Genomic DNA, 25422 nt, shown 5'->3' on the forward strand with positions numbered 1-25422 from the left:
AGAGTTCTTGTTAACTATATATGGGGGGCTTTATCGTTTTTTAAACGTCTCTAAGTGCTCCTAAACTCGCATTTTAGGTTGGTTTGGGTATACTTGCGTGACTAAAGTACAAAATCCTTAAAACATCACGTTTTAAAACATAATTTCATAGTGGAAGTAGAATGGATCAATATATTGAATTTATTACAAATCATCCCATTTTAAGCCTTGCTTGGGTTGGTATTGTTTTCCTTATTGTTAGTGGCTGGATAAAGAGTAAGCTTTCAGCTGTTCGTCAAATAAATCCTCAGCAGCTTACGTTACTTATTAACCGTGATGACGGTCAAGTAATCGATATACGTGCGCAAAAAGAGTTTAATGCAGGGCGTATTTCTGGTGCTGAGCACTTAAGCCCAGAGAATGCGAAAAAATCTGACTTTTCAAGCCTTGAAAAGTACAAGACTAAACCCATTATAGTTGTATGTACTACAGGTATGACTGCCCAAGGTACTGCAGCCGCTATGAGTAAAGCTGGTTTTGAACGAGTTTATTTATTAGCAGGTGGCATGGGTGCGTGGCAATCTGCCAGCTTACCAACTACAACAGGTCGCTAATCAGTTTAGCTAGGCCGATAGAGGATTTATTATGAGTAATGTTGTTTTATACACCAAGGCGTATTGTCCATTTTGTCAGCGTGCTCTTTCGCTTTTAAACAGCAAAGGCGTTGAATACACAAATTATGATATTGGTGTACAGCCTGAGCTACGCGATGAAATGATTGCCAAAGCAGGTGGTGCAAGCACAGTACCGCAAATTTTTATTAATGATGAACATATCGGTGGCTGCGACGACATGATGGCTATTGAAGCGCAAGGTAAACTTGACGCTAAGCTAAACGCTTAATTTAATTATAATAACGAACAAGTTAGGAATAACAATGAACGAAGAAAATCAAAACGTAGCAGCTGCAGAAGCCGGCGCACAATTTACTATTCAACGTATTTACACTAAAGATGTATCGTTTGAAACGCCAAACTCTCCGGCCATTTTTCAAAAAGAATGGACGCCAGAAGTTAAGCTAGACCTAGATACACGCTCTAATAAACTAGACGAAGGTGTATTTGAAGTTGTTTTAGCGCTAACTGTAACCGCTTCTCTTGGTGAAGAAACTGCGTTCTTATGTGAAATTCAACAAGCAGGTATTTTCACCATTGCTGAAGTTGAAGAAGTGCAACTTGCGCACATGCTAGGTGCATTTTGTCCTAACGTGTTGTTCCCATATGCACGTGAAGCTGTTTCAAACCTTGTTAACCGTGGTACTTTCCCACAGCTTAACCTTGCGCCAGTTAATTTTGATGCGTTATTTGCACAATACATGCAACAACGTACTGCGCAAGCTGACCAGGCTTCAGCAGACGCATAACTTATGAGTACAGCAACTACAGCTGTTACTGTATTAGGGGCGGGGTCTTACGGCACCGCCCTTGCTATTTGTTTAGCCCGAAATGGTCACCACGTGACACTTTGGGGAAGAAATAGCGACGACGTTGCCACGCTTGCAGCTGAGCGGAAAAATCAACGTTACTTACCTGATGCTCCTTTTCCAGATACCCTTACTCTTGAAGCTAACTTACAACATGCCGTTGCTAGCAGCGCTATTGTACTTGTTGTTGTGCCAAGCCATGCTTTTGGCGATACACTTGCGCAGATTAAACCTGCATTGCAAGACGGTGCTAAAGTAGCGTGGGCAACTAAAGGGCTTGAGCCTAATACTGGACGTTTGTTACAAGAAGTGGCTTTGCAAGAATTAGGTGATGACATTCCACTTGCGGTACTGTCGGGCCCTACGTTTGCAAAAGAGATGGCGATGGGTTCACCTACAGCTATTTCAGTGTCTTCTACGTCACCTGAATTTGCTCAGCAGCTCGCTGATTTACTTCATTGTGGTCGCTCATTCCGTGTGTATAACAATGATGATTTTATTGGTATACAGCTCGGTGGTGCGGTTAAGAATGTAATTGCCATTGGTGCCGGTATTTCGGACGGTGTTGGTTTTGGCGCTAATGCGCGTACCGCACTTATTACCCGAGGCCTTGCAGAGCTTACTCGTTTAGGTTGCGCTCTTGGTGCTAAGCCAGAAACCTTTATGGGAATGGCAGGCCTTGGCGATTTAATACTAACGTGTACAGATAACCAATCACGTAATCGTCGATTTGGTTTAGCGTTAGGTAAAGGCGAAAGCGTCAATGCTGCTATTGAGTCAATTGGTCAAGTAGTTGAAGGCTTTAGAAATACCAAAGAAGTGTATTTATTAGCGCAGCGTAGCGGTGTAGAAATGCCGATTACCGAGCAAATTTATAAAGTGCTTTATGAAAATAAAGATATGAAAGAAGCTGCAATGGCGCTATTAGGCCGAGAGCAACGTTCTGAATAATTTTATAAGCGTTTATAAAACTAAAAAACCGACGTTATGTCGGTTTTTTGTTGTTTAGCTCAAAGCTATTTACTGCGCGTTAGGAAAACCCAACTGGCGCCACGACTCGTAGACAAACACAGCTACTGCGTTTGACAAGTTCATGCTGCGGCTATTGGCTTGCATAGGAATACGCACACGCTGCTCTTTTGGCAGTGCTTGGATCATATCGTCAGGCAAGCCGCGAGTTTCTGGGCCAAATACTAAGCAGTCTCCCGCTTCGTAACTTGCTTCATGGTGAAACTGACTACCTTTGGTTGTACATGCATATATTTTTTTTGGTTTACATTTTTCAAGGTAATCTTCAAATGAGGCATGGCGTTGAACATGACTAAATTCATGATAATCAAGTCCTGCACGTTTCACGCGCTTATCGTCCCACTCAAAACCTAGCGGCTCAATTAAATGTAATGCATAGCCGGTATTGGCACATAGGCGAATAATATTACCAGTGTTAGGCGGTATTTCAGGTTGGTATAAAACAATATCCAGCATAATGAGCCTTATAAAATAATCTGTAGTTTGACGAAGGGCAGTATACACGAAACCTTTTAAAAAAATGATATACTCACACTATTGAATACTCCTAATTATCGGATTAAAACGTGCATAACCGTAGCTACGAATTTTGGGTTAAAACTTCAAGCATTGTTACCATGGTAATGGTTAGTTTAATGATTGGCGCAAAAACATGGGCATGGCTGGCTTCTGGCTCGGCTTCAATGCTTGGCTCGTTAACTGATTCGTTAATGGATATTACTGCCACCGCCATGAGTTTTTTAGTGTTAGGTTACGCACTGCGCCCAGCGGATGATGACCATAGATTTGGACACGGTAAAGCCGAAGCACTTGCTGGACTTGGGCAAGCCGCGTTTATTGCAGGCTCAGGTTGCCTACTTGCTTTTCATGGTATTGAGCGATTATTTAACCCTATACAGTTAAGCCATTCTTTATTAGGTGTGTGGGTAAGTATTTTTGCTATTGCGTGTACGTTGGTCATTGTATTTGTACAAAACAAGGTGGTCAAATACACCGATTCAATTGCTATAAAAGCCGACTCAGTACATTACAAAGGTGATTTAATATTAAATGCCGCTGTGCTATTAGCTATTTTGTTAGCTTATTATGGTGTGTTGTATGCCGATCCTGTTTTTGCGATAGGTGTAGCGGGTTACTTACTTTATAACAGCTGGGATATTGCTCGCGATAGTGCCGATCATTTAATGGATAAAGAACTGCCAGATGATGAAAAGCAAAGCATATTTGATATAGCTAGAGCCCATGCTGATGTACATGGTGTGCATGATATTCGTACGCGCCAAGGCGGAAAAGTTAAGTTTATCCAAATGCACTTAGAGCTTGATGATCATTTAAGTTTGATTCGCGCACATAATGTGGCTGATGAAGTAGAGGCAATGCTTAAAGGACGCTTTGAGTCTGAGGTAGATATACTGATCCACCTCGACCCTTTGTCGGTACTTGTTAAGCCGTCACCGACTCACAAAACTGATACAAGCTTTTAAGCAATGGCTGGCGTATTTCATCACGTTCAAAAAACAGCTCGTGTTTAGCGCCTTCAAAGCTTTTAAGTACAGTGCTTACGTGCCTGTTTGCTAATTTATATTGGGCATTGTTATCAACCACTTCGTCGTTTTGTGCACTGGCAATATAAAGTGGAATAGTCACACTTAAGTTATCCACAGAAGTTATAAATGCAAACGTCGCATTTAGCCAGCCGTAAGTAACACCGCCGAGCTGTAGTAATGGCTCTTCTTGATATGTTTGCCTAAATAGCTCGTAACGCACTGGGCTGCTGGTTAATACATTTGTAGCAAACTCATCGGGTATGTAATCGGTTTGCCCTAGTGCGTAATTGTCTTTTTGACCCAAAAGGGTTGCAGTACTTGCTATTAATTTAGCTAAAGGCTTTGGTGTATTTTTTGTATAAATATCAAGCATAGGCGCCGATAAAAACGCGCCACTAAAATTGTGTTCAAAATGCGCAAGATAGTCAAATGCTATGGCGCCGCCCATTGAATGACTCACTAACACCTTTTTACCTTGCCAATGAGTATCCACTATTTGTGTATTAAATAAGTTTAGGTCTGCGCTGTAATCTTTAAATTGATTAACATGGCCTTTGTGCTTATTTAGTAGGTGGCGATAAGAGCGGCCTTGTCCTTGGTGATCGGCTATGAATATGGCAAAATTATTGTTATACAGCTCCCATAACAACTCTTTATATTTATCTAACCCTTCAAGGCGCCCAGAGCTTATTACAATGGCATTTTTGGCTTTATCTGGTATGGCATAAGCATAAAATAATTGCCCGTTAGGTGTATCTAAATAAGCTTTAATTAGCGTGTTTTTATAAAAGTTATTAATTGTTATTTGATTACTCTTAAGCTCACGCTCACTACTATAAAACATGCTTTACTCTTTTATTAATGGCAAGGTTATATTAGCACACAAGCCACCTAGTTCTTTATTTGATAATACTAAACTGCCGCCATGCGCAGTAATAGCATTTTTAGCAATCGCGAGACCTAAACCCGTGCCACCACTTACGCGGTCGCGCGCATCTGATTGCCTAAAAAAGGGCTCGCAAAGCTTGCCCAGTTGCTCATTTGGCACACCAGAGCCATCGTCACATATTTCTATATAAATGGCATCAGCATGCTTTAGAGTAATGCTAATTGTATTATTTGCGTATTTAATAGCGTTGCGTAATAGGTTTTCAAGCGCACTGGCAATAAGGCCTTCGTCGCAATTAATATTTACGTCTACAGCGCCCACTATATTTAGCTGCTTATTATTTTGTTTTGCTTCAAACTGCGCATCGTTAATAACGTGATCTACAATTATTTGTAATGATTGTTTTTGCAGTGAAAGCGCTTGGCTTTTTGCTTCTAAGCGAGAAACTTGCAGCACGTCGGCAATCATCTTATCGAGCTGGTTTGCTTCTTTTTCTATGCGTAATAAATACGATTGGCTAGCGTCGTTAGCTTGCATTTGTGCAAGCCCGGTAGCCATTTTTAAACGTGTAAGAGGCGATCGTAACTCATGTGATATGTCGGCTAATAAGCGTTTTTGTGAGCTGATTAAAAGCTCTAACTGATTAGCCATGCTGTTAAAATCTCGCCCTAGTATTCCTAGCTCATCTTTTCGGTTTACAGAAATGTCGGCTCTTGCGCTTAGGTTACCTGCTGATAGTTTAATTGCCGCTTTTTTAAGGCTATTTATAGGGGCTATTAAGTTACGGCTAAATACAAAGCTTAAAATAAGAGAGGCAACAATTGCGATGACTATTTTCATCCAATTAGGCATAAGCTTAAAGCGCATTATTAGCGGTGGTTGATGGTTAATATCTATTTCATAAAGATAAAAACTCCCTTCAGGCACGTTTATATTAACAGGGCCAAAGGCTTGATATTTCTCAGTGAAAATAATTTGCGGTGACATATTTTGAGTGAAATTTAATAAACTTAAATCGATGCTCTCTGGCACCTCTTTACTACTAAGAGAGTCCTCGCTTTGGGCTGCGCTTAAGTATAAAAGTTTACGCTTTGATAGGCGAGGGTGTACTAATACTTCACTTAGGCTGCGCTTATGTTTAATGGCAGTACGCTCAATACTTTTGGCGGTGTATATTAGGTTTTTTTTCATAGGGCCATAAAGTGGCTCGTTAGATACCGCATTAATAGCGGTTATATTACTTAAAAATATAAGCGCTGCTACGGTGCCGATTATAGTTAACCAAAACCAAATAAATACTTTAAAAAACAGGTAGTGCCCAGGATGTTTTAACCAAGCAAAGTAAGTGCTTTTATTCGCCTTGGATAAAGACATAACCCGTACCTCGCATTGTTTTAATTCGCTCACCTGAAATATGCTCAGCTATTTTTTTACGGATATTACTTACATGCATATCGATAGAGCGATCAAAAGAAGCTAAACGCCTGCCTAGTACTTCTTCGCTAATTTGCTCTTTACTAACCACTTCGCCTGCATTTTTACACAATAGCGTGAGTATTTCGTACTCTGTACCAGTAAGGGTCAGTGTAGAGCCGTCGATTGAGGCCTCTCGCGCAGCAAGGTTAACAGTAATACCATTAACGAGTAACTTACTCGTTGTAGCTGCATTTAAGCTATTAATGTGCTCTATACGGCGTGTTATCGCTTTTACGCGGGCTAGTAATTCACGATGATTAAAAGGCTTTGGAATGTAATCATCAGCGCCTAGCTCTAGGCCAAAAATACGGTCAAAGTCTTCACCTTTTGCAGTAAGCATTATGACCGGTGTGAGTTTTGTTTGCCTAAGTTGTTTAAGCACTTCAAAACCATCAAGCGTTGGTAGCATTACATCTAGCAATATAAGGGCGTAGTCATTTGCTTGTGCTAGTTTAAGGCCTTGCTCACCGTCGTGTACGCTTTGTATTTCAAACCCTTGGGCAGTTAAATATTCACTTAATAGCTCGCAAAGACCAGTATCGTCATCAATCATTAATAGTTTCATTTACAAACCCTTAGAGTTGTTTATAGCGTTATTTTACCCGCTAAATAGTGCAAAGGTGAATCTTTACACAACCTTTACACTGCTTTGCGTTACTTTGCATTGAGTTAGGTATAGTTAACTCACTGGCTTAGCAGCCACAATCGCTCAACCAACCAATTCAATATTAAGGTAATGATTATGACTAAATTAAACACACTTTCAAAATTAGTACTTATCTGTGGCTTAGCAACAGCAACGCTTGGTGCTGGTAGCGTATTAGCTAAAGGCGACGGACATAAACAAGGCCATTCTCAAGCTCGCTTTTTACTTTCTGAGCGCGGCGTTGAAAAATTAAGCTTAACAGATGAGCAGCAAACTAAGCTAAAAGCTATTTTTGAAGCGCAAAAAACACAGATGAAAGCGTTGCGTGGCGACGATAAAGAAGCCCGTAAAGCGATGCGTGAAGCGCATAAAGCTAAAATGGATGCGTTACTTTCGGCGGCAACATTTGACGAAAATGCAGCAAAAGAGCTATTAAATGAACGCCGCGAAAAAGGTGATCAATTTGGTTTAATTAAACTAAAAACGCAGCACCAAGTAATGCAAGTTCTTAACGCTGAGCAAAAAGAGAAATTTGCTAAAATGCAAAAGCGTATGAATAAAAAGCACAGTAAACAAAAAAGTTAATTATACTTTTTGTAAATACTAAAAAACCAGCTTAATGCTGGTTTTCGTATTTAGGGCATAATGAAGATAAATTACTTAAAAAAGTCATCTTCATTTTTAGCCAGCATAGCTTCAATATCTTCAATCATGTCTTGGCTAAACTCTTCTGCGGACGTGATTGGTGCAGAAATTCTGTTATTTTCAAACGACCATTCACCTAAATCAATTAGCTGACAGCGCTTTGAGCAAAAAGGGCGAAATGGGCTTTGCTCTGACCACTCAACTTTAGTTTTACAGGTTGGGCAGTTTACAATAGTTGGCATACTTTACTCTCTACAATTTTGCTTTATAGCTCTAAGAACAATAACCCAGAGCCATATATTTACATATTAGTGACGCGGTTTATTTCAGCGAGCGACGTTAAACCATCAGCGGCTTTGCGCAAACCCGATAATCGTAAATTATTAAACCCAGCTTTAAGGGAAACATCAGCTATTTCAAGTGAGTTACCACCGCGCATAATAATTTGGGCAATTTCAGGGGTAATTTGCATTACTTCGTAAATACCCACTCGGCCTTTATAACCATCGGTACAGCTATCACACCCTTTAGGCGTATATAACGTCATTTCTTCAATTTGCTTGGCGCTAAATCCTTGGCGAGCCAGTTCTTCACTCGGAAGTTGTTCTGGCGTTTTACACTTGGGGCACAAACGACGTGCTAAACGTTGGGCTATTATTAAGCTGATCGAACTTGCTACGTTATAAGCCGGCACACCCATATTTAATAAACGGGTGATTGTTTCTGGTGCTGAGTTTGTATGCAATGTTGATAAAACCAAGTGACCTGTTTGCGCCGCTTTTATTGATATTTCTGCGGTTTCTAGGTCACGTATTTCACCTACCATAACTACATCAGGATCTTGACGTAAAAATGCACGCAATGCGTTGGCAAAAGTCATATCGGCTTTAATATTAATTTGTACTTGGTTTACACCTTCAAGGTTAATCTCAACCGGATCTTCCGCAGTACTAATATTACGCTCTGGCTGGTTTAATATATTTAAACCTGTGTATAGCGATACGGTTTTACCAGAACCCGTTGGCCCTGTTACCAATATCATCCCTTGAGGCTGGGCAAGCGCATCCATATAGAGCTTTTTCTGCTCAGGCTCATAGCCTAATACATCAATGCCTAACATAGCGCTTGATGAATCAAGGATACGCATTACTATTTTTTCACCCCACAAGGTAGGCATGGTACTTACACGAAAGTCGATACTTTTGCGTTCAGTGATTTTTAGTTTTATACGACCATCTTGTGGTTTGCGTTTTTCGGCAATATCGAGTCTCGACATTACTTTAATACGCGCAGAAAGCTTGGTTGCTAATGTATTAGGTGGGCTTGCAACTTCATGCAAAATGCCATCAATACGAAAGCGAATACGGTACTTGTGCTCATACGGTTCAAAGTGTAAATCAGAGGCGCCTTTTTTAATGGCATCCATTAAAATTTTGTTGATGTATACGATGATAGGCGCATCATCTTTATCGTCATCTTGTGGTGCTGTATCTCTTTGGCTTTCTGAGTCTAAATCAGCAAATTCCTGAAACTCGTCATCAGTTAGATTTAAGCTGCCAGTGGCATCTAGTAATTGCTCGATTTTGGTATCGAGTTGAATATAATCAACAACAACAATTTCGCATGAAAGACCGGTACTAAACTCAAAGTTTTCGAATGCGCCGTAATCTGTTGGATCTGATGCTGCTATATAAACTTTTCGATCTTTTTGAACAAGCGGCAAAATGTGATGTTTACGTATGAGTTTTTCTTTTACGAGATCGGCTGGGATTTTTGTAGGGTCAAAATCTTTTAAATCAAAATAAGGTACGCGAAACAAATCAATACATTGTTCAGCTAAATCTTTACTATCGATTTTTCCACATTTAGAAATAAGCTCAGCTGTTGAGGCAAATTCATTTTGTTTGTTTTTAACCGTGTCGGCATCAATGCGGCCAAGGGTTATAAATTTTCTCAATAACGGTGAGTTAATATTCATTGCGCACCTGTTTTATTCCTTCAATAGTAAGCAATTTATCAGAAAAAAGAAGGTGATTACATCACCTTTCATTCTTTGTTGTGATTTTACTAACTAAAATACGAGTTTGTGTGAGTTAGGACAGTGTTAATGTGAGTTAGTTTTGTTGTGTAATGCATATTGTAGGTACTTTTTATGAAGATCAACAAGTTCTATATGCACTAGGTTTAAACTTCGGTCATTATTTAAAATATCATCCGCTTTTTGCTGCTTATCGGCGCGTGACATTTGCGAGGCAATAATACTTTTAACTTGCTCACTACTTGTGTTGTCACGTTTTGCCGTACGCGCTATTTGTACTGAGGTTGGTACGTCAATAAGTAGGGTATGGTCGCAATATTTATCAAGGTTGTTTTCAAATAATAAAGGCGCTACTAAAACAACATAAGGGCTAGTTGCATTATTTAAATCGTTTAGTATTTTTATCCGTATAAGAGGGTGCAGTAACGCATTAAGCCATTCTTTATCATTGTTGTTAGTAAATATTTTTTCGCGAAGCTCTGCTCTATTTAATGTGCCATCAGGCAATAAAATATGTTCACCAAAGTGGGCTGTAATCGCTTTTAGCCCTTTGCTATTTGGGAGTACTACTTCACGCGCAATTATATCGGCATCAACTATTGTAATACCAAGCTTTTCAAACATGTTACTGACGGCCGTTTTACCACAGCCAATACCGCCTGTTAAACCTAATACCCAGTTGTTTACTTTAGTAATTTGCTCACTCATTTTAATAACCAATTAAATTAAAATAAGCGCCTTGAATTTGGTTGCCCCAAAGCATTGCAATCCAGCCAGCTATCGCTAAATAAGGCCCAAAAGGGATAGGAGTTGCTTTGTCTTTACCTTGTATGCTCAACAGCGCAATACCTATAATGGCACCCACTACGCTCGAAAGCAGAATAATAGTGAGTAATGACTGCCAGCCAAGTAATGCCCCAAATACAGCGAGTAGTTTAAAGTCGCCATAACCCATGCCTTCTTTACCGGTTAATAACTTAAATAGCCAAAAAACGCTCCACAAGCTTAAATAGCCACAAGCCGCACCAATAATGGCATCGGTTGGTGTAATTGTGTAACCCATTACAGAGGCAATAAGTGCAAGCCATACAAGCGGAAGTGTAAGTTGATCTGGCAGCAGCATGTGGTCAATATCAATAAAGGTCAGTGCAACTAAAATCCACGTTACAAAAATATATAAAAGGGCTTGCTCGGTCGCACCAAAGCTATAGGCAACAATTAAACTTAATAGGGCAGTAATTAGCTCTACAGCAGGGTATCGAGCCGAAATAGGGTTACTGCAACTTGCGCATTTACCTTTAAGTATTAACCAACTAATAATAGGAATATTTTGCCAAGGCTTAATGGCAGTTTTACATTTAGGGCAGGTAGAGTTGGGTTTTACTAAGTTAAAAGGCTCATTGATATTGGCTTGTTTAGATTTATTAGCTGTAAGCTCATCTTCTAGCAGTAGTCTGCATTCGGTTTGCCACTCACGCTGCATCATCAATGGTAAGCGATAAATAACCACATTTAAAAAACTACCAATACATAAACTTACTAAGCCAACTGTGGTTAAATAAAACCACAATTGGCTTTGAATTACTTCTATAATACTTTGCATATAACGACCAAATAATTAAATAGCGTATTAAAATAAAAAAGTTAAATAAAAATTAAACAACAGCGCCTAGTTGGAAAATAGGCAAGTACATTGCAACAATCAAACCACCAACAAGTACACCTAGTACAGCCATAATAAGTGGCTCAAGCAGGCTTGATAACCCATCTACTGCATCATCAACTTCTTGTTCGTAAATAGTAGCCACTTTCGCGAGCATGCCATCTAGTGAGCCAGACTCCTCACCAATAGCGACCATTTGTATTACCATATCAGGGAATATTTTTGAATTACGCATAGCCCAGTTCATCTGATTACCGGAGCTCACTTCCACTTTAATATCTAAAATGGCATAACGATATACTGCATTGCCGGAAGCCCCAGCGGCAGAGTCAAGCGCATCAACCAGCGGCACACCAGCAGCAAAAGTGGTCGAAAGAGTTCGTGCATAGCGAGCAACAGCCGCTTTATTTAAAATCATGCCAATAACAGGGAGTTTTAGTATGGCTCTGTCGGTCGCATCTCTGAGCTTTAAACTTCTTAATTTTGCTTCTTTAAAAGCGTAACCGAAAGCAACAATAGCGATTAGTATCATCCACCAATATGCTTGCATAAATTCAGATATGCCAATTACAAATAGAGTAAAAGCAGGGAGTTCAGCGCCGAAGCCATTAAAAATATCTTGAAATTGTGGAACTACAAATATTAATAAAATAGAAGTAACTATAAGAGCAATAACAAGTACAGCTATAGGGTAAAACATCGCTTTTTTGATTTTTGATTTTAATGCTTCAGATTTTTCTTTATAAATAGCGACACGATCAAATATTCTATCAAGCGCACCTGACTGCTCGCCTGATGCAACTAAATCACAATATAAATCGTCAAAATAACGGGGGTGTTTTCTAAGTGCTGAAGATAATGGCTGACCTGCTTTTACTTCATCAGCAATAGTCTCCATTAATTTACCAATACTTTTATTGGTAGAGCCTGATCCAATCATTTCTATTGATTGTATTAGTGGCACTCCAGCCATCAGCATTGTCGCGATTTGGCGAGTAATAAGCGCAATATCTTTTGGTGTAATTTTTTGAACACTTTGCAAACCAAATAAAGGTTTTGCTTTGCGTTTTACCTTCGAGGGAGTAATGCCTTGCTTACGAAGCTGTGCTTTAACAAGTGCAATACTATCTCCACTTAATTCACCTTCTAACTTTTTCCCTCTGGCACTAACTCCAACCCATTGAAATATGTCAGACCCTTTCTTATTTTGTTTTTTTGCCATAAATAACTCTTAAATTAATATTTCGATGGAGTCCAAATAGCGCTATCCCAAGATTTGTTTTGAGGATATAACGTTTTTGCAATATTAGTTTCTTGTTCTGCTTTATTTTTATAATCTAAGGCTTTTAATGCCCTTATTTTTTCAAAATGTACATAGTCACTAGGGAAAGCTAATAAAAATGTATCAGTCCAATCTATAAATTGTTGGATACTATTTATATCATTGCTACGTATAGCTATTTCTAATTTTAATGTGTTAATTTGGATTTCTTTAAACTTATACTCTATAAGCGGGTTTAAAGCCTCGGAGAGTAAAATATGATTATTAAGTTCAATATAAATATACCTACGAAGTTTAATGGTTGACTGTAATGCCGTAATTGAAAAAATAAAAAGAAAAGTCGTAAATAGTAAACTAGTAATTTTAATTAAGCTAACATTGGGCTTAATTTCTAAGCTTTTAATGTTACATAATCGAATGATAGAGTAGATTATAGTAATAAAAACGATGAAATGTAATGTTGATTGGTAAAAAGGGTGTTCTGTTTGTGTATGCAAAAAAATAGGTAGTAGTATCAATAATAAGCAAACTTTATAATAATTGATACCATTATAGATAAGGTAGAAAAAATAGCTAAATAGTCCTAAAAAGCTTACAGCTATTAAAACCCCACCTTCCACTATCCAAAGTAGCAGTTCATTATGAGGGTGTGGGATCCTCTTTCCATAATTAATGTTTTCTCGAACAGCTGATTTTGTTGCTGAGTATTTCAAAATTTCATTATGGAAACTGCCGTACCCATGGCCAGTAAACGGTTTTTGTAGAAAAAGTCCTAAGCTATCACTATATATATATAATCTAATTTGTGGTGTGCTAATCACATCTTTTTTTACTACGTATTCATTTCCTGAACTATATGGAAGGTTTTTTGCTAAAAAATGAGCTAATAGAATAAGAGTTGTGAATAAAACAATGGATTTATAGCTTTTCTCTTTTAAATAAGTAAACAAATAATAAAAAGCAATGATTGAGCCTGCCAACAAGCCGGTTCTTGATTGAGTAAGGAAAAGAACCCAAATATTTACAAAAACAATGACTGTCAATAATACCTTGAAATTACTCTTCTTAACTATTTTTAATAAATATAGTGCTATTGCCAACCCTGTTGATGTATAACTCGCTAATACGTTTACTTGCTGAAATATACCAGTAGGTCTGCCATACTCAATTTTTATTGCAAAATAGCTATGCTTGGTCATTAGGTAATTTTGATATAGAGAAAAACAAGATGATATGAACGTTGAAATACAGATAACAAAAAGTAAAAGGGTTATTTGCTCTTTTGAAGGATTATATTGACATAAAGAAAAATAATAAATCAAACCTAGGATTATAGTAAAAAAGCGGGGTATGGCTTTAAAGGCTTGAGCATTATCGCTCCAAAAAAAAGGGATTGTAATTGCAAGTAAAAAAAAACATGAAGCTATAAAAAATTTATCAAGTGTGAATTTATTTTTTAGGCAGGCAATGTGTATTAAGGTAAATGTTACAATACCAAGGCTAAACAACGTAAAAGCATTAAACGGCAGAGAGTAACCTGAACCACCAATGTTTGGTATGTAAAATAGAATACTAATAATAAAAAGAGGGAAAAAAATAAATGTTGTTCTATAAATGTTATTCAAACTTGATACCAAATAATAAGAGCGCAAGTGCGCTCTTATTCTTTATGTTAGTTACAGCCAGTTGGCTTATGCTCAGTATCAGCGTCTGTTGAACAAGACCATGCGCCTGCATCAGAACGAGATAAAGTTACTTCTTTACCTGACACAGCGGGACCACCTGCAACTGTACCAACTATTGAACCTGACCCATCAGTAGGGTCTGAAGCAATAACAGTTCCAGAACAAGCTTTGTTATTTATACCCATTTGCTCTGCGGTCATCGTAGCAGAGGCTGAACCTTCGTTCATTTTTATTTCGAAAGCGGTTTTACCTGGAGATATTTCAGCTAAACAAGCTGTGACTTGTGATTTAGATGTGTAGTTTTGATATGCAGGTAATGCAATTGCTGCAAGAATACCGATGATTGCTACTACAATCATTAATTCAATTAGGGTGAAACCCTGTTGTTTTTGAGTCATTGTTTTCATGTTTCCTCTCCTAAAGGATAGATTTTTGTAACTTAAATCATTTAAGCGGCAAAATGCCTCACTTAATTTAACTGATTTACTTTACAGTTTTACTTAAAATTAATTTTATTACACTTTAGCTTTAGAGTATGAAACACAAAAGCCGAATGTGAATTCATTATGTTTAGTACTAACTATAAAAGTTTACTAAGAGCACTACATGTTGTAGCAATAAATAGTATAGGCATAAAGTAAGTAGTTTAGTTGCTTTAGTTTTTAATTATGTCTTTAAAAACTAAAGGTACTAGTTATTTATGACTACCTTTTAAAATAAAATAGTACAACAGAATTAGTCTACCATTTTATTTTAGTATTTAGCACGTATCTTCTTATAAAAAAGCGATTTTATTTAACAAAATGTTACAAAGTAAGCCTTTCGGGTTATTTAATGCTTTTTTACTTAACTTGTCAATCGATTAGCGGTATTAATTGGCAGTTGTTGCTTTAAAATTGTTCAAAACGCATCGATAAATCGATTGATTGTAAGTTTTTTGTTAACGCTCCGCTTGATATAAAATCGACGCCGGCTTGTGAATAAGTTTTGAGCGTTTCTAGGGTCATATTGCCTGAAACCTCTAGTTTTGCACGTTTGTTGGTCAAAATTACAGCTTGTTTAATTTGCTCTACGCTAAAATTGTCTAGCATAATTATGTCCGCGCCAGCTTCAATTGCTTGCTTAAGTTCAGGGAGTGATTCTACTTCGACTTCGACAGGTTTGTTTGGGTGGTTTTGTTTAGCTTGAGCTACGGCTTTGTTTATTGTGCCACAAGCCGCTATATGATTTTCTTTAATTAAAAAAGCGTCAAATAATCCAATACGATGGTTTGCACCCCCGCCACATTTTACTGCGTATTTTTGAAGAGCACGCAGACCAGGTATGGTTTTGCGTGTATCGAGTAGTTGCGTAGTTGTACCACTTAACTCTTTTACGTAATGCGCTGTAGTAGTGGCTGTACCCGATAAGGTTTGCACAAAGTTAAGGGCAGTACGTTCGGCAGTTAATATTGAACGAGCCGAGCCAATAGCGGTAAATAATGTGCTGTTTGCTTTAACTGCGTCGCCGTCGTTTATTAGTACATTAACTTTAACGCTTGGGTCTACTTGTTTGAATACTTCAAGGATGATGTCTTTTCCGCAAAAAATGCAGTCTTCGCGGGTGATTACTTTTGCGTTGGCTTGCTCGCTCTGAGGGATAAGCTGCGCGGTAATATCGCCTTCTTGAGCTGTTTGATAATTTAGATCTTCGTCGAGTGCAAGAGTGACAAGTTGGCTAACTAAAGAGTGCGGGATAGACATAATAAAAGCTCATAAGCGTTAATAAATTAAGCAAATTTTACTATGTTTATAAAAGAAAGAGAAGCGATTGCCTTTTCGCTAATATAAAGATAAGCGCTTGTAGTAAATTCGCACCTACGTGTGGGTTTGAATTATTTGTAGGTGAGGTTTTATACCTCGCTTGTTACTATCATTTTTTTAATAAATCAATTAGCATCAGCGATATGTATATCTTGATATTTATATAATAAACGTATCATGAAAATAGATTTAAACGGTGTTTTAAGTACTGTAGCGCAGCGGCCTTGTTCGCATTTTGATGAGCGACCTGATGAGGCTGATATTTCTTTATTGGTGATTCACAATATATCATTGCCAGCAGGGCAGTTTGGTACACCTTTCGTTGATGAGTTATTTATGGGTAGCATTGATTGCAATGCTCATCCGAGTTTTAGTGACTTAAAGAATTTACGTGTATCGGCCCATTGCTTTATGAAGCGCACCAGTGAGGTTATACAATACGTGCCTTTTGAAAAACGTGCTTGGCATGCTGGGCAATCTGAGTTTGAGGGGGTACCTGCTTGTAATAACTTTAGCATTGGTATTGAGCTTGAAGGTACCGACACCGCTCCATATTCTTTAGCGCAGTACAAAACATTAACTATTATTAGTAAATCTATAATGCAACGCTATCCAAAAATTACCCCTTCGCGTATTGTTGGGCATTGCGATATTGCCCCAGGACGTAAAACAGATCCTGGCAGTAGCTTTAATTGGCCATTGTTTTTTAATATGCTTGAACAACTAAGTTAAGAGAGTTATTCCCATGATTTTAGTTTCTATAATAATTGCATTAATACTAGAACGCTTAGGCGCTCGGTCTAACTACTGGCAGATAAGTTATTACGCAAATGGTTATTTAAATCGCTCTAATAAATTACTTGGTGATAAGGGCTTATTTAGCTCAGCACCGGGCTTTTTAATTTGGCTTTTACTTCCAGTGATTGCGATGGCACTAATTTATTGTTTATCTGATTTTGTTTTGTGGCAGTTGGGCATTAATATCGCGGTGCTTTTGGTTTGCTTTGGTTGTGCTAAGCAGCGTGCTTTATATAAGTCGTATTTAAATGCGTTAACGCGAGATGACGGTACTGCTGCATCTTTATATGCGTTGCAAATAGGTCAAAAGCGTACTGATGATCAAGATGGTGGCGAAACCTTTGGGCAAACATTGGCGTGGGTAAACTTTAGATTTTACTGTGCGGTTATTTTTTGGTTTGTTGTTTTAGGCGCGCCAGGTGCGGTTTTATATGCACTGGTACGTACTTTAGCTGATTTAGTACGAGAAGATCATAAAGTAATATTTGCTAAGCGTTTTAAACTTATACATAAACTATTGTTTTGGCTCGACTGGTTACCTGCACGTATTACCAGCTTTGGTTATTTAGTAATAGGTAACTTTAATAAAGGCACAAGCTGTTGGCTACGTTACGTACTTAACTTTAAATCTCCAAACCGAGAAGTAGTAACATGTACTGCACTTGCTGCAGAGCAAGTTGAAAAGCGTTATTACGGCTGTACCTACGAAGCCACTTGTATGATTAAGCTTGTTAAGCGCAATGTATTATTTTACTTAGTACTCATAGCACTACTTACATTATTTGGTGGACTATCGTAGTCGCGATTTTACATCGCGCATTGTGTTTTACGTTTAGGCAATTACTTGCACAATAGTCGCGGGGTAAACCCGCTGCTACGATATTTGTGTAGTCGCGATTTTACATCGCGCATTGTGTTTTTCGGTTGGGAGGTTAGTTGCCAAATGTCGCGGGGTAAACCCGCTGCTACGATATTGCGTAGTCGCGATTTTATATCGCGCATTGTGTTTTTGGTTGGGAGATTAGTTGCCAAATGTCGCGGGGTAAACCCGCTGCTACGATATTTGCGTAGTCGCGATTTTACATCGCGCATTGTGTTTTTGGTTGGGAGATTAGTTGCCAAATGTCGCGGGGTAAACCCGCTGCTACGATATTTGCGTAGTCGCGATTTTACATCGCGCATTGTGTTTTTGGTTGGGAGATTAGTTGCCAAATGTCGCGGGGTAAACCCGCTGCTACGATATTTGCGTAGTCGCGATTTTACATCGCGCATTGTGTTTTTGGTTGGAGATTAGTTGCCTAATGTCGCGGGGTAAACCCGCTGCTACGATATCGCGCATTGTGTTTTTGGTTGGAGATTAGTTGCCTAATGTCGCGGGGTAAACCCGTTGCTACGATTGCATAGTCGCAATTTTATATCGCGCATTGTGTTTTTTGGTTAGGCGATTAGTTGCCAAATGTCACGGTGTAAAACCGCTGCTACGAGTTTAGATAAATACTATCCCAATATGGGTAGTCTGCAATATTTTCTATTAAATTTGCACGCAAAGGGTTTGCGACTATGTATCTAGCGCAGCTATTTAAGTCTTCGGTATTTCTTATTAAGTGATCATAAAACCCTTTTTGCCAAAGCTTTTGTCTGCCAAATTTTCTATACACCGTGGCTGAGCGTCCTTTGAAGCTTCTAATTACCTCGCTTAATGTTACGCTATCGGATAATTGTAGTAACCAATGAATATGGTTTGGCATTATCACGAAAGTATTTGATTTAATCAGTTGCTCTCTTTCTAATTCCCTCATTTCATTGATAATAGCTCTATTAATTATTAAGCTTGTGAGTAGGTTATTTCGCTCATGACAAACCAGTGTAATAGCATAATAGTGGTTTGCTTTTGATACTCTTCCCTTTCGTAATAAATATGAACGATGCATAACATACCCGTATTTTAGCAATCACAGACCCACGAATTTAAAGCATATGCAATTTTTATAAATTTGCGTAGTCGCGATTTTACATCGCGCATTGTGTTTTACGTTTAGGTAATTACTTGCACAATAGTCGCGGGATGAACCCGCTGCTACGATATTGTGTAGTCGCGATTTTACATGGCGCATTGTGTCTTACGTTTAGGTAATTGCTTGCACAATAGTCGCGGGATAAACCCGCTGCTACGATATTGCGTAGTCGCGATTTTACATCGCGCATTGTGTTTTACGTTTAGGTCATTACTTGCACAATAGTCGCGGGGTAAACCCGCTGCTACGATATTGCGTAGTCGCGATTTTATATCGCGCATGTGTTTTTCGGTTGGGAGATTGTTTGCACAATAATCGCGGGGTAAACCCGCTGCTACGATATTGCGTAGTCGCAATTTTATATCGCGCATTGTGTTTTACGTTTAGGTAATTACTTGCACAATAGTCGCGGGTTAAACCCGCTGCTACGATATTGCGTAGTCGCGATTTTACATCGCGCATTGTGTTTTACGTTTTGGTAATTGTTTGCACAATAGTCGCGGGGTAAACCCGCTGCTACGATATTGTGTAGTCGCGATTTTATATCGCGCATTGTGTTTTACGTTTAGGTAATTGCTTGCACAATAGTCGCGGGATAAACCCGCTGCTACGATATTGCGTGATCGAAATTTTATAGCGCGTATTATGTTTTATATTTAGTGGACTGATCGTGTGTAAATTGCAGCTATTTCTTTGGTACTTTTATCCTATTATTAATTTCTTTAATAAATTCAACTAGAGTTAACACTCTATTTTTCTGGTCAGACCAATTGTTTTCATCCTATTAACGTTATAACAATTTTTGTAAATTGCGCATTGTTTAATCTTTGTTCAAAATGCGTTACGCTACTTTAATTGCTCAAGTTACCTGTAAATTGACAGCTAATAAGGTTTTTGATACCGTATTGAAAATTTTTGGTATGACCAATTTACCTTTTGGGTAAATCATACTACTCAAAGCCCCGCTTTATGGGCTCTTGGTATTTATACAACGCGGACGTTGATTCATGTCTTTAAAGATCAAAGCAGCAAAGTTATCTGATGTTATTTTACAGCAACTCGAGAACATGATTCTTGAAGGCTCGTTAGCACCAGGTGAAAAGTTGCCACCAGAGCGTGAACTAGCAAAGCAATTTGAAGTGTCTCGCCCGTCACTGCGTGAGGCAATTCAAAAATTAGAAGCGAAAGGTTTAGTTACGCGTCGCCAGGGTGGCGGCACGTTTGTAAAAAATCAGCTCGAAGAAGGGCTTACTGATCCACTTTTTGATTTGATTAGTAAACACCCTGAGTCGCAGTTTGATTTACTTGAATTTCGTCATGCATTAGAAGGGATTGCTGCTTACTACGCGGCACTGCGCGGGACCAGCAACGATTTTAGCAAAGTGAAAGAAAGCTTTGATAAAATTGCCCTAGTTAATGATGATTTACAGCAAAAAGCAAAAGCAATTAATGCATTTCACTTTAGCGTGGCAGAAGCTTCGCATAATGTGGTGTTACTGCATTTAGTAAGAGGCATGAAAGCGCTGCTTGAGCAAAATGTATTGCAAAATTTAACTGTTTTATTAAAAAAGTCAGATATTAGCAGTCAATTAGCCCAACACAGGCGTTTATTAATGGATGCCGTTATTGACGGTAATCCAGAACAAGCCCGTTTAGCAAGTAATGCGCACTTAGCATTTATCGAAGAAGCACTACTTGAAGCAGGCAAAGAACATTCGCGAATTGAACGTAGTTTAAGACGCACTAAACAAAATTAAGTTAGTACATAACTACTTTGAACACACAAATTAAGTAGCTGTGATATTAAATTAACAATATTCGTATTTTAAACATAAGGAAACCTCCATATGTCTGAAGTCAATAAAATTGACGTAGACGCGCTAGAAACACAAGAGTGGTTACAAGCTCTTGAATCAGTTGTGCGCGAAGAAGGTGTTGAACGAGCTCAGTTTTTACTTGAGCAAGTATTAGAGCAAGCCCGTTTAGACGGCGTTGATATGCCAACGGGTATTACCACGAACTACGTTAATACTATTCCTGTAGATCAAGAACCTGCTTACCCGGGTGATGTAAATCTTGAGCGTCGTATTCGTTCAATTATACGTTGGAACGCGATTATGATCGTTCTACGTGCATCTAAAAAAGATCTCGACTTAGGCGGCCATATGGCGTCTTACCAATCATCTGCTGCATTTTATGAAGTGTGTTTTAACCACTTTTTTAAAGCGCCAAATGATGTAGACGGTGGTGACTTAGTTTATTACCAAGGTCATATTTCTCCTGGTATTTATGCACGTGCATTTGTTGAAGGTCGTTTATCGGCTGCACAACTAGATAACTTCCGCCAAGAAGTTGATGGCGAAGGCTTACCATCTTACCCACACCCTAAGTTAATGCCTGAATTTTGGCAGTTCCCTACGGTATCAATGGGCTTAGGTCCTATTTCGTCTATTTACCAAGCACGTTTCTTAAAATACTTAGATGGTCGTGGCTTAAAAGATACTAAAAACCAACGTGTATACGCGTTTTTAGGTGACGGTGAAATGGATGAGCCAGAATCACGCGGTGCAATCTCTTTTGCTGCACGTGAAAAACTAGATAACCTTTGTTACTTAGTTAACTGTAACTTACAGCGTTTAGACGGCCCAGTTATGGGTAACGGTAAAATTATTCAAGAGCTAGAAGGCTTGTTTAAAGGCGCTGGCTGGAACGTAATTAAACTAGTGTGGGGCAGCGGTTGGGATATTCTTCTAGCTAAAGACACAACGGGTAAATTACTACAGTTAATGAACGAAACTGTTGATGGCGATTACCAAACATATAAAGCTAAAGATGGCGCGTACGTACGCGAAAACTTCTTTGGTCGTTACCCAGAAACAGCTGCACTTGTTGCTGACATGACAGATGACGAAATTTTCGCGCTTAAGCGTGGTGGTCATGAGTCATCAAAATTATTTGCTGCATTTAAAAAAGCAGAAGACACTAAAGGCCGTCCAACTGTAATTCTTGCTAAAACTGTAAAAGGTTACGGCATGGGTGAAGCAGCTGAAGGTAAAAACATTGCGCACCAAGTGAAAAAAATGGACATGTCGCATGTTGCGCATTTACGTTCACGCCTTGGTCTTGATGATTTAGTATCTGAAGAGCAACTTGCAGAACTACCTTATTTAGAGCTTGAAGAAGGTTCACCTGAGTATAAATATCTACATGCTCGTCGTGATGAACTTAAAGGTTATACACCTAAGCGTATTCCACGTTTTAGTGAAAAACTTACGTTGCCAGAAGTAGACGCGTTTAAGCCGCTACTTGAAGAGCAAAAGCGTGATATTTCAACCACTATGGGTTTTGTTCGTGCACTTAATATCTTATTAAAAGATAAAGGCATTGGTAAAAACATCGTACCAATTATTGCCGATGAAGCGCGTACATTTGGTATGGAAGGTTTATTCCGTCAAATCGGTATTTATAACCCGCATGGCCAAAACTATACGCCACAGGATCGTGATATTGTTTCTTACTACAAAGAAACTGTATCAGGGCAAGTGCTTCAAGAAGGTATTAATGAGTTAGGTGCAATGTCGTCATGGGTTGCTGCTGCAACTTCATACAGCACTAACGATTTACCAATGATCCCATTCTACATTTACTACTCTATGTTTGGTTTCCAACGCGTTGGTGACATGGCATGGATGGCGGGCGATCAACAAGCACGTGGTTTCTTATTAGGTGCTACTGCGGGTCGTACAACGTTAAATGGTGAAGGCTTGCAACACGAAGATGGTCACAGTCATATTCTTGCTAATACGGTTCCTAACTGTATTTCTTATGACCCAACTTACGCGTTTGAAGTAGCTGTTATTGTACAAGACGGTATTCGTCGTATGTACGGTGATGACCAAGAAAATATTTACTACTACCTAACGCTTATGAACGAAAACTACCATCAGCCAGCTATGCCAGAAGGCGCTGAAGAAGGTATCCGTAAAGGTATTTACAAGCTTGAAAGTTACGAAGGTAAAAAAGCCAACGTACAGCTATTAAGCTCAGGTACTATTATGACTGAAGTGCGTAAAGCCGCTACGATTCTAAGCGAAGAGTATGGCATTGCGTCTGACGTGTTCTCTGTAACGTCTTTCAACGAATTAACGCGTGAAGGTCAAGATGTTGAACGTTTCAACATGCTTAATCCTGAAGGCGAGCAAAAAACAGCATTCATCACAAGCGTATTAAACGACTCTGTGACTGTTGCAGCAACGGATTACATGAAAAACTACGCAGAACAAGCGCGTTCATTCATTCCAAGCAGCAACTACAAAGTGTTAGGTACAGATGGTTACGGTCGTTCTGATAGCCGTGAAAACCTACGTCGTCACTTTGAAGTTAACGCGGGCTACGTTGTTGTTGCTACGTTATCTGAACTTGCTAAACGCGGTGAAGTTGAGAAGTCAGTAGTTGTTGAAGCACTTAAAAAGTTCAACATCGACACTAACAAACTTAACCCACTGTACGCATAAGAGGTTTGCAATGAGTATTGAAATTAAAGTACCAGATATTGGTGACGATGAAGTAGAAGTAACCGAAATATTAGTAAGCGTTGGCGACAAAGTAGATGTGGACCAATCATTATTAAATGTTGAAGGCGACAAAGCATCAATGGAAATACCTGCTTCGCAAGCGGGTACAGTCAAAGAAATTAAAGTAAACGTTGGCGACACCGTTACAACAGGCTCTTTAGTATTTTTGTTTGAAGGCGAGAGTGAAAGCACTGGTGAAGAAAAAGCATCAGCCGCTGCTCCAGCTAAATCTGAAGAGGCAGCACCTGCTGCTTCTACAGGTTCTTCAACTAAAGAAGTAACCGTACCAGATATTGGCGATGATGAAGTTGAAGTAACTGAAATCATGGTTGCTGTTGGTGACACCGTTTCAGAAGAGCAATCTATCTTAAACGTTGAAGGCGACAAGGCAGCAATGGAAGTACCGGCTCCATTTGCCGGTATAGTTAAAGAAATTAAAGTCGCCGCTGGCGATACAGTTAAAACAGGCTCGTTAGTGTTTGTTTTTGAAGTAGCAGGAAGTGAATCTGCAGCACCGGCTAAAGAGTCGGCTCCTGTAGAAGCGCCAGCAGCTAGCTCAACAGCAAACGCAGCACCAAGTACTAAAGAAGTGAATGTACCTGATATTGGTGGCGATGAAGTTGAAGTAACTGAAATTATGGTTGCAGTTGGCGATACGGTTGAAGAAGATCAATCAATCTTAAACGTTGAAGGCGACAAAGCTGCAATGGAAGTACCCGCTCCATTTGCAGGTACAGTTAAAGAAATTAAAGTAGCCGCTGGCGATAAAGTATCGACAGGCTCATTAATTTTTGTATTTGAAGTTACAGGCAGCGCGCCAGTAGCAGCACCTGCACCAGCTGAAAAATCAGCACCTGCAGCTAAAACTGAGTCGGCACCGGCTCAAGCGGCACCAGCAAAAGCAAGTAATGAAAGCTTCACAGAAAACAGCGCGTATGCTCATGCATCACCTGTTGTTCGCCGTTTAGCGCGTGAGTTTGGTATTAACCTAGCTAACGTAAAAGGCACTGGTCGCAAAGCCCGTATAGTTAAAGAAGACGTGCAAAACTATGTTAAAAACTTAGTTAAGCAAGTTGAGTCGGGTCAATTATCTGCAGGTAGTAGCGCTGGTGGTAGCGAGCTTGGTCTTATTCCATGGCCTAAAGTTGATTTTGCTAAGTTTGGCGAAATTGAAGAGCAAAAGCTGTCTCGTATTCAAAAGCTATCAGGCAAAAACTTACACCGTAACTGGGTACAAATCCCACATGTTACACAGTTTGACGAAGCTGATATCACAAGCCTTGAAGTATTCCGTAAAGAGCAAAATGTGCTTAGCGAGAAGAAAAAGCTGGGTGTTAAAATTACGCCACTTGTGTTTGTAATGAAAGCAGCTGCAAAAGCACTTGCTGAATTTCCAAAATTCAACTCATCGCTTTCTGAGGACGGCGAAAGCTTAATCCTTAAAAAGTACATTAACATTGGTGTTGCAGTTGATACGCCAAACGGTTTAGTTGTACCAGTGTTTAAAGATGTTGATAAAAAAGGCATTATTGAACTATCACGCGAATTAATGGAAGTATCTGTTAAAGCACGTGACGGGAAGCTTACATCGTCTGATATGCAAGGTGGTTGTTTTACTATTTCTAGCCTTGGCGGTATTGGCGGTACGGCATTTACGCCGATTGTTAATGCACCAGAAGTGGCTATTTTAGGTGTGTCTAAATCTGAAATGAAACCTAAATGGAATGGCAAAGAGTTTGAACCAAAACTAATGGTTCCGCTGTCTATGTCATACGACCATAGGGTTATTGACGGAGCCTTAGCTGCACGCTTTACTGTGACTCTTGCAAGTTACATGAGCGATATTCGCCAATTGGTGATGTAATCGTTAG

At 39.1% G+C, this 25422-nt stretch carries 24 protein-coding genes; 11 read left to right on the forward strand and 13 right to left on the reverse strand.

All coding sequences use genetic code 11. From position 1 onward, the window contains the following. Positions 1-161 precede the first annotated feature (161 nt). From I6E72_RS06955 to gpsA, 4 genes are read left to right on the forward strand one after another with little or no spacing between them, the layout of a single operon-like run. Positions 162-593: a rhodanese-like domain-containing protein gene (locus I6E72_RS06955; protein WP_002957784.1), complete on the forward strand. Its 432-nt coding sequence runs from the start codon at positions 162-164 to the stop codon at positions 591-593. Positions 594-624: 31 nt separating this feature from the next. After that, positions 625-882: a glutaredoxin 3 gene (grxC, locus tag I6E72_RS06960; RefSeq protein ID WP_002957783.1), complete on the forward strand. Its 258-nt coding sequence runs from the start codon at positions 625-627 to the stop codon at positions 880-882. 34 nt (positions 883-916) lie between these two features. Further along, entirely contained in the window at positions 917-1402 is a 486-nt protein-coding gene (gene secB, locus I6E72_RS06965) for a protein-export chaperone SecB (RefSeq protein WP_010553360.1), read from the forward strand. A gap of 3 nt (positions 1403-1405) precedes the next feature. Then, positions 1406-2413 carry an NAD(P)H-dependent glycerol-3-phosphate dehydrogenase gene (gpsA, locus tag I6E72_RS06970; RefSeq protein WP_197111591.1) on the forward strand — a complete coding sequence of 336 codons (1008 nt, stop codon included), beginning with the start codon at positions 1406-1408 and terminating at the stop codon, positions 2411-2413. Between the two features lie 69 nt (positions 2414-2482). Here the strand turns inward: gpsA and trmL are convergent, their stop codons facing one another. Next, positions 2483-2947, reverse strand: a complete 465-nt coding sequence (gene trmL, locus I6E72_RS06975; RefSeq protein ID WP_007582820.1) for a tRNA (uridine(34)/cytosine(34)/5-carboxymethylaminomethyluridine(34)-2'-O)-methyltransferase TrmL — start codon at positions 2945-2947, stop codon at positions 2483-2485. Between the two features lie 161 nt (positions 2948-3108). Between trmL and I6E72_RS06980 the strand changes: the two genes are divergently transcribed. Beyond that, complete coding sequence (locus I6E72_RS06980; RefSeq protein WP_197111707.1) at positions 3109-3975, forward strand: cation diffusion facilitator family transporter; 867 nt, start codon at positions 3109-3111, stop codon at positions 3973-3975. On the opposite strand, the gene I6E72_RS06985 is transcribed toward I6E72_RS06980, so the two are convergent. From I6E72_RS06985 to I6E72_RS06995, 3 genes are read right to left on the reverse strand one after another with little or no spacing between them, the layout of a single operon-like run. Then, a complete protein-coding gene (locus tag I6E72_RS06985; RefSeq protein WP_197111593.1) occupies positions 3935-4882 on the reverse strand; it encodes an alpha/beta fold hydrolase in 948 nt (315 codons plus the stop codon). The two genes, I6E72_RS06980 and I6E72_RS06985, sit on opposite strands and share 41 nt — an antisense overlap. Positions 4883-4885: 3 nt before the next feature. After that, entirely contained in the window at positions 4886-6301 is a 1416-nt protein-coding gene (locus I6E72_RS06990; RefSeq protein WP_197111595.1) for an ATP-binding protein, read from the reverse strand. Next, positions 6279-6968, reverse strand: coding sequence for a response regulator (locus tag I6E72_RS06995; protein WP_101163286.1), 690 nt, complete (start codon positions 6966-6968; stop codon positions 6279-6281). Before I6E72_RS06995 ends, I6E72_RS06990 begins: the two co-directional genes overlap by 23 nt. Positions 6969-7145: 177 nt before the next feature. On the opposite strand from I6E72_RS06995, the gene I6E72_RS07000 reads away from it, so the two are divergent. After that, positions 7146-7634: a periplasmic heavy metal sensor gene (locus tag I6E72_RS07000; protein WP_197111597.1), complete on the forward strand. Its 489-nt coding sequence runs from the start codon at positions 7146-7148 to the stop codon at positions 7632-7634. A gap of 71 nt (positions 7635-7705) precedes the next feature. On the opposite strand, the gene yacG is transcribed toward I6E72_RS07000, so the two are convergent. The 8 genes from yacG to nadC all read right to left on the reverse strand — a co-directional run bounded on the left by yacG (position 7706) and on the right by nadC (position 16104). Beyond that, a complete protein-coding gene (yacG, locus tag I6E72_RS07005; RefSeq protein WP_007586146.1) occupies positions 7706-7936 on the reverse strand; it encodes a DNA gyrase inhibitor YacG in 231 nt (76 codons plus the stop codon). A 59-nt stretch (positions 7937-7995) separates the two neighbouring features. Beyond that, complete coding sequence (gene pilB, locus I6E72_RS07010) at positions 7996-9672, reverse strand: type IV-A pilus assembly ATPase PilB (RefSeq protein ID WP_197111599.1); 1677 nt, start codon at positions 9670-9672, stop codon at positions 7996-7998. A gap of 126 nt (positions 9673-9798) precedes the next feature. Beyond that, entirely contained in the window at positions 9799-10440 is a 642-nt protein-coding gene (gene coaE, locus I6E72_RS07015; protein WP_197111601.1) for a dephospho-CoA kinase, read from the reverse strand. 1 nt (position 10441) lies between these two features. Beyond that, positions 10442-11335, reverse strand: a complete 894-nt coding sequence (locus I6E72_RS07020; RefSeq protein ID WP_197111603.1) for a prepilin peptidase — start codon at positions 11333-11335, stop codon at positions 10442-10444. Positions 11336-11387: 52 nt separating this feature from the next. Continuing rightward, entirely contained in the window at positions 11388-12617 is a 1230-nt protein-coding gene (locus tag I6E72_RS07025; protein WP_197111605.1) for a type II secretion system F family protein, read from the reverse strand. 14 nt (positions 12618-12631) lie between these two features. Continuing rightward, the gene (locus tag I6E72_RS07030; RefSeq protein WP_197111607.1) at positions 12632-14302 is read right to left on the reverse strand and encodes an O-antigen ligase family protein; all 1671 of its coding nucleotides are present in this window, start codon (positions 14300-14302) and stop codon (positions 12632-12634) included. Positions 14303-14349: 47 nt separating this feature from the next. Then, a complete protein-coding gene (locus I6E72_RS07035) occupies positions 14350-14769 on the reverse strand; it encodes a pilin (protein ID WP_269435264.1) in 420 nt (139 codons plus the stop codon). Between the two features lie 483 nt (positions 14770-15252). Next, positions 15253-16104, reverse strand: a complete 852-nt coding sequence (nadC, locus tag I6E72_RS07040; protein WP_101215989.1) for a carboxylating nicotinate-nucleotide diphosphorylase — start codon at positions 16102-16104, stop codon at positions 15253-15255. 237 nt (positions 16105-16341) lie between these two features. Between nadC and ampD the strand changes: the two genes are divergently transcribed. Next, positions 16342-16896 (forward strand): 1,6-anhydro-N-acetylmuramyl-L-alanine amidase AmpD, encoded by a 555-nt coding sequence (gene ampD / locus I6E72_RS07045; protein ID WP_197111609.1) that lies wholly within the window; start codon positions 16342-16344, stop codon positions 16894-16896. Positions 16897-16909: 13 nt separating this feature from the next. Next, a complete protein-coding gene (gene ampE, locus I6E72_RS07050) occupies positions 16910-17761 on the forward strand; it encodes a beta-lactamase regulator AmpE (protein WP_007586130.1) in 852 nt (283 codons plus the stop codon). Positions 17762-18440: 679 nt separating this feature from the next. Here the strand turns inward: ampE and I6E72_RS07055 are convergent. Then, on the reverse strand, positions 18441-18893 hold the full coding sequence (locus I6E72_RS07055) for an REP-associated tyrosine transposase (protein WP_197111611.1): 453 nt from the start codon (positions 18891-18893) through the stop codon (positions 18441-18443). Positions 18894-19984: 1091 nt separating this feature from the next. On the opposite strand from I6E72_RS07055, the gene pdhR reads away from it, so the two are divergent. The 3 genes from pdhR (at position 19985) to aceF (ending at position 25415) form a co-directional block, all read left to right on the forward strand. Next, the gene (gene pdhR, locus I6E72_RS07060; RefSeq protein WP_007586129.1) at positions 19985-20734 is read left to right on the forward strand and encodes a pyruvate dehydrogenase complex transcriptional repressor PdhR; all 750 of its coding nucleotides are present in this window, start codon (positions 19985-19987) and stop codon (positions 20732-20734) included. 90 nt (positions 20735-20824) lie between these two features. Continuing rightward, on the forward strand, positions 20825-23491 hold the full coding sequence (gene aceE, locus I6E72_RS07065; protein WP_010553346.1) for a pyruvate dehydrogenase (acetyl-transferring), homodimeric type: 2667 nt from the start codon (positions 20825-20827) through the stop codon (positions 23489-23491). A gap of 10 nt (positions 23492-23501) precedes the next feature. Further along, entirely contained in the window at positions 23502-25415 is a 1914-nt protein-coding gene (gene aceF, locus I6E72_RS07070) for a pyruvate dehydrogenase complex dihydrolipoyllysine-residue acetyltransferase (RefSeq protein ID WP_197111613.1), read from the forward strand. The last annotated feature ends 7 nt before the right edge of the window (positions 25416-25422 follow it).

Origin of the sequence: Pseudoalteromonas sp. NSLLW24 (assembly GCF_015864725.1) — a bacterium.
GTDB classification, from domain to species: Bacteria; Pseudomonadota; Gammaproteobacteria; order Enterobacterales; family Alteromonadaceae; genus Pseudoalteromonas; species Pseudoalteromonas arctica.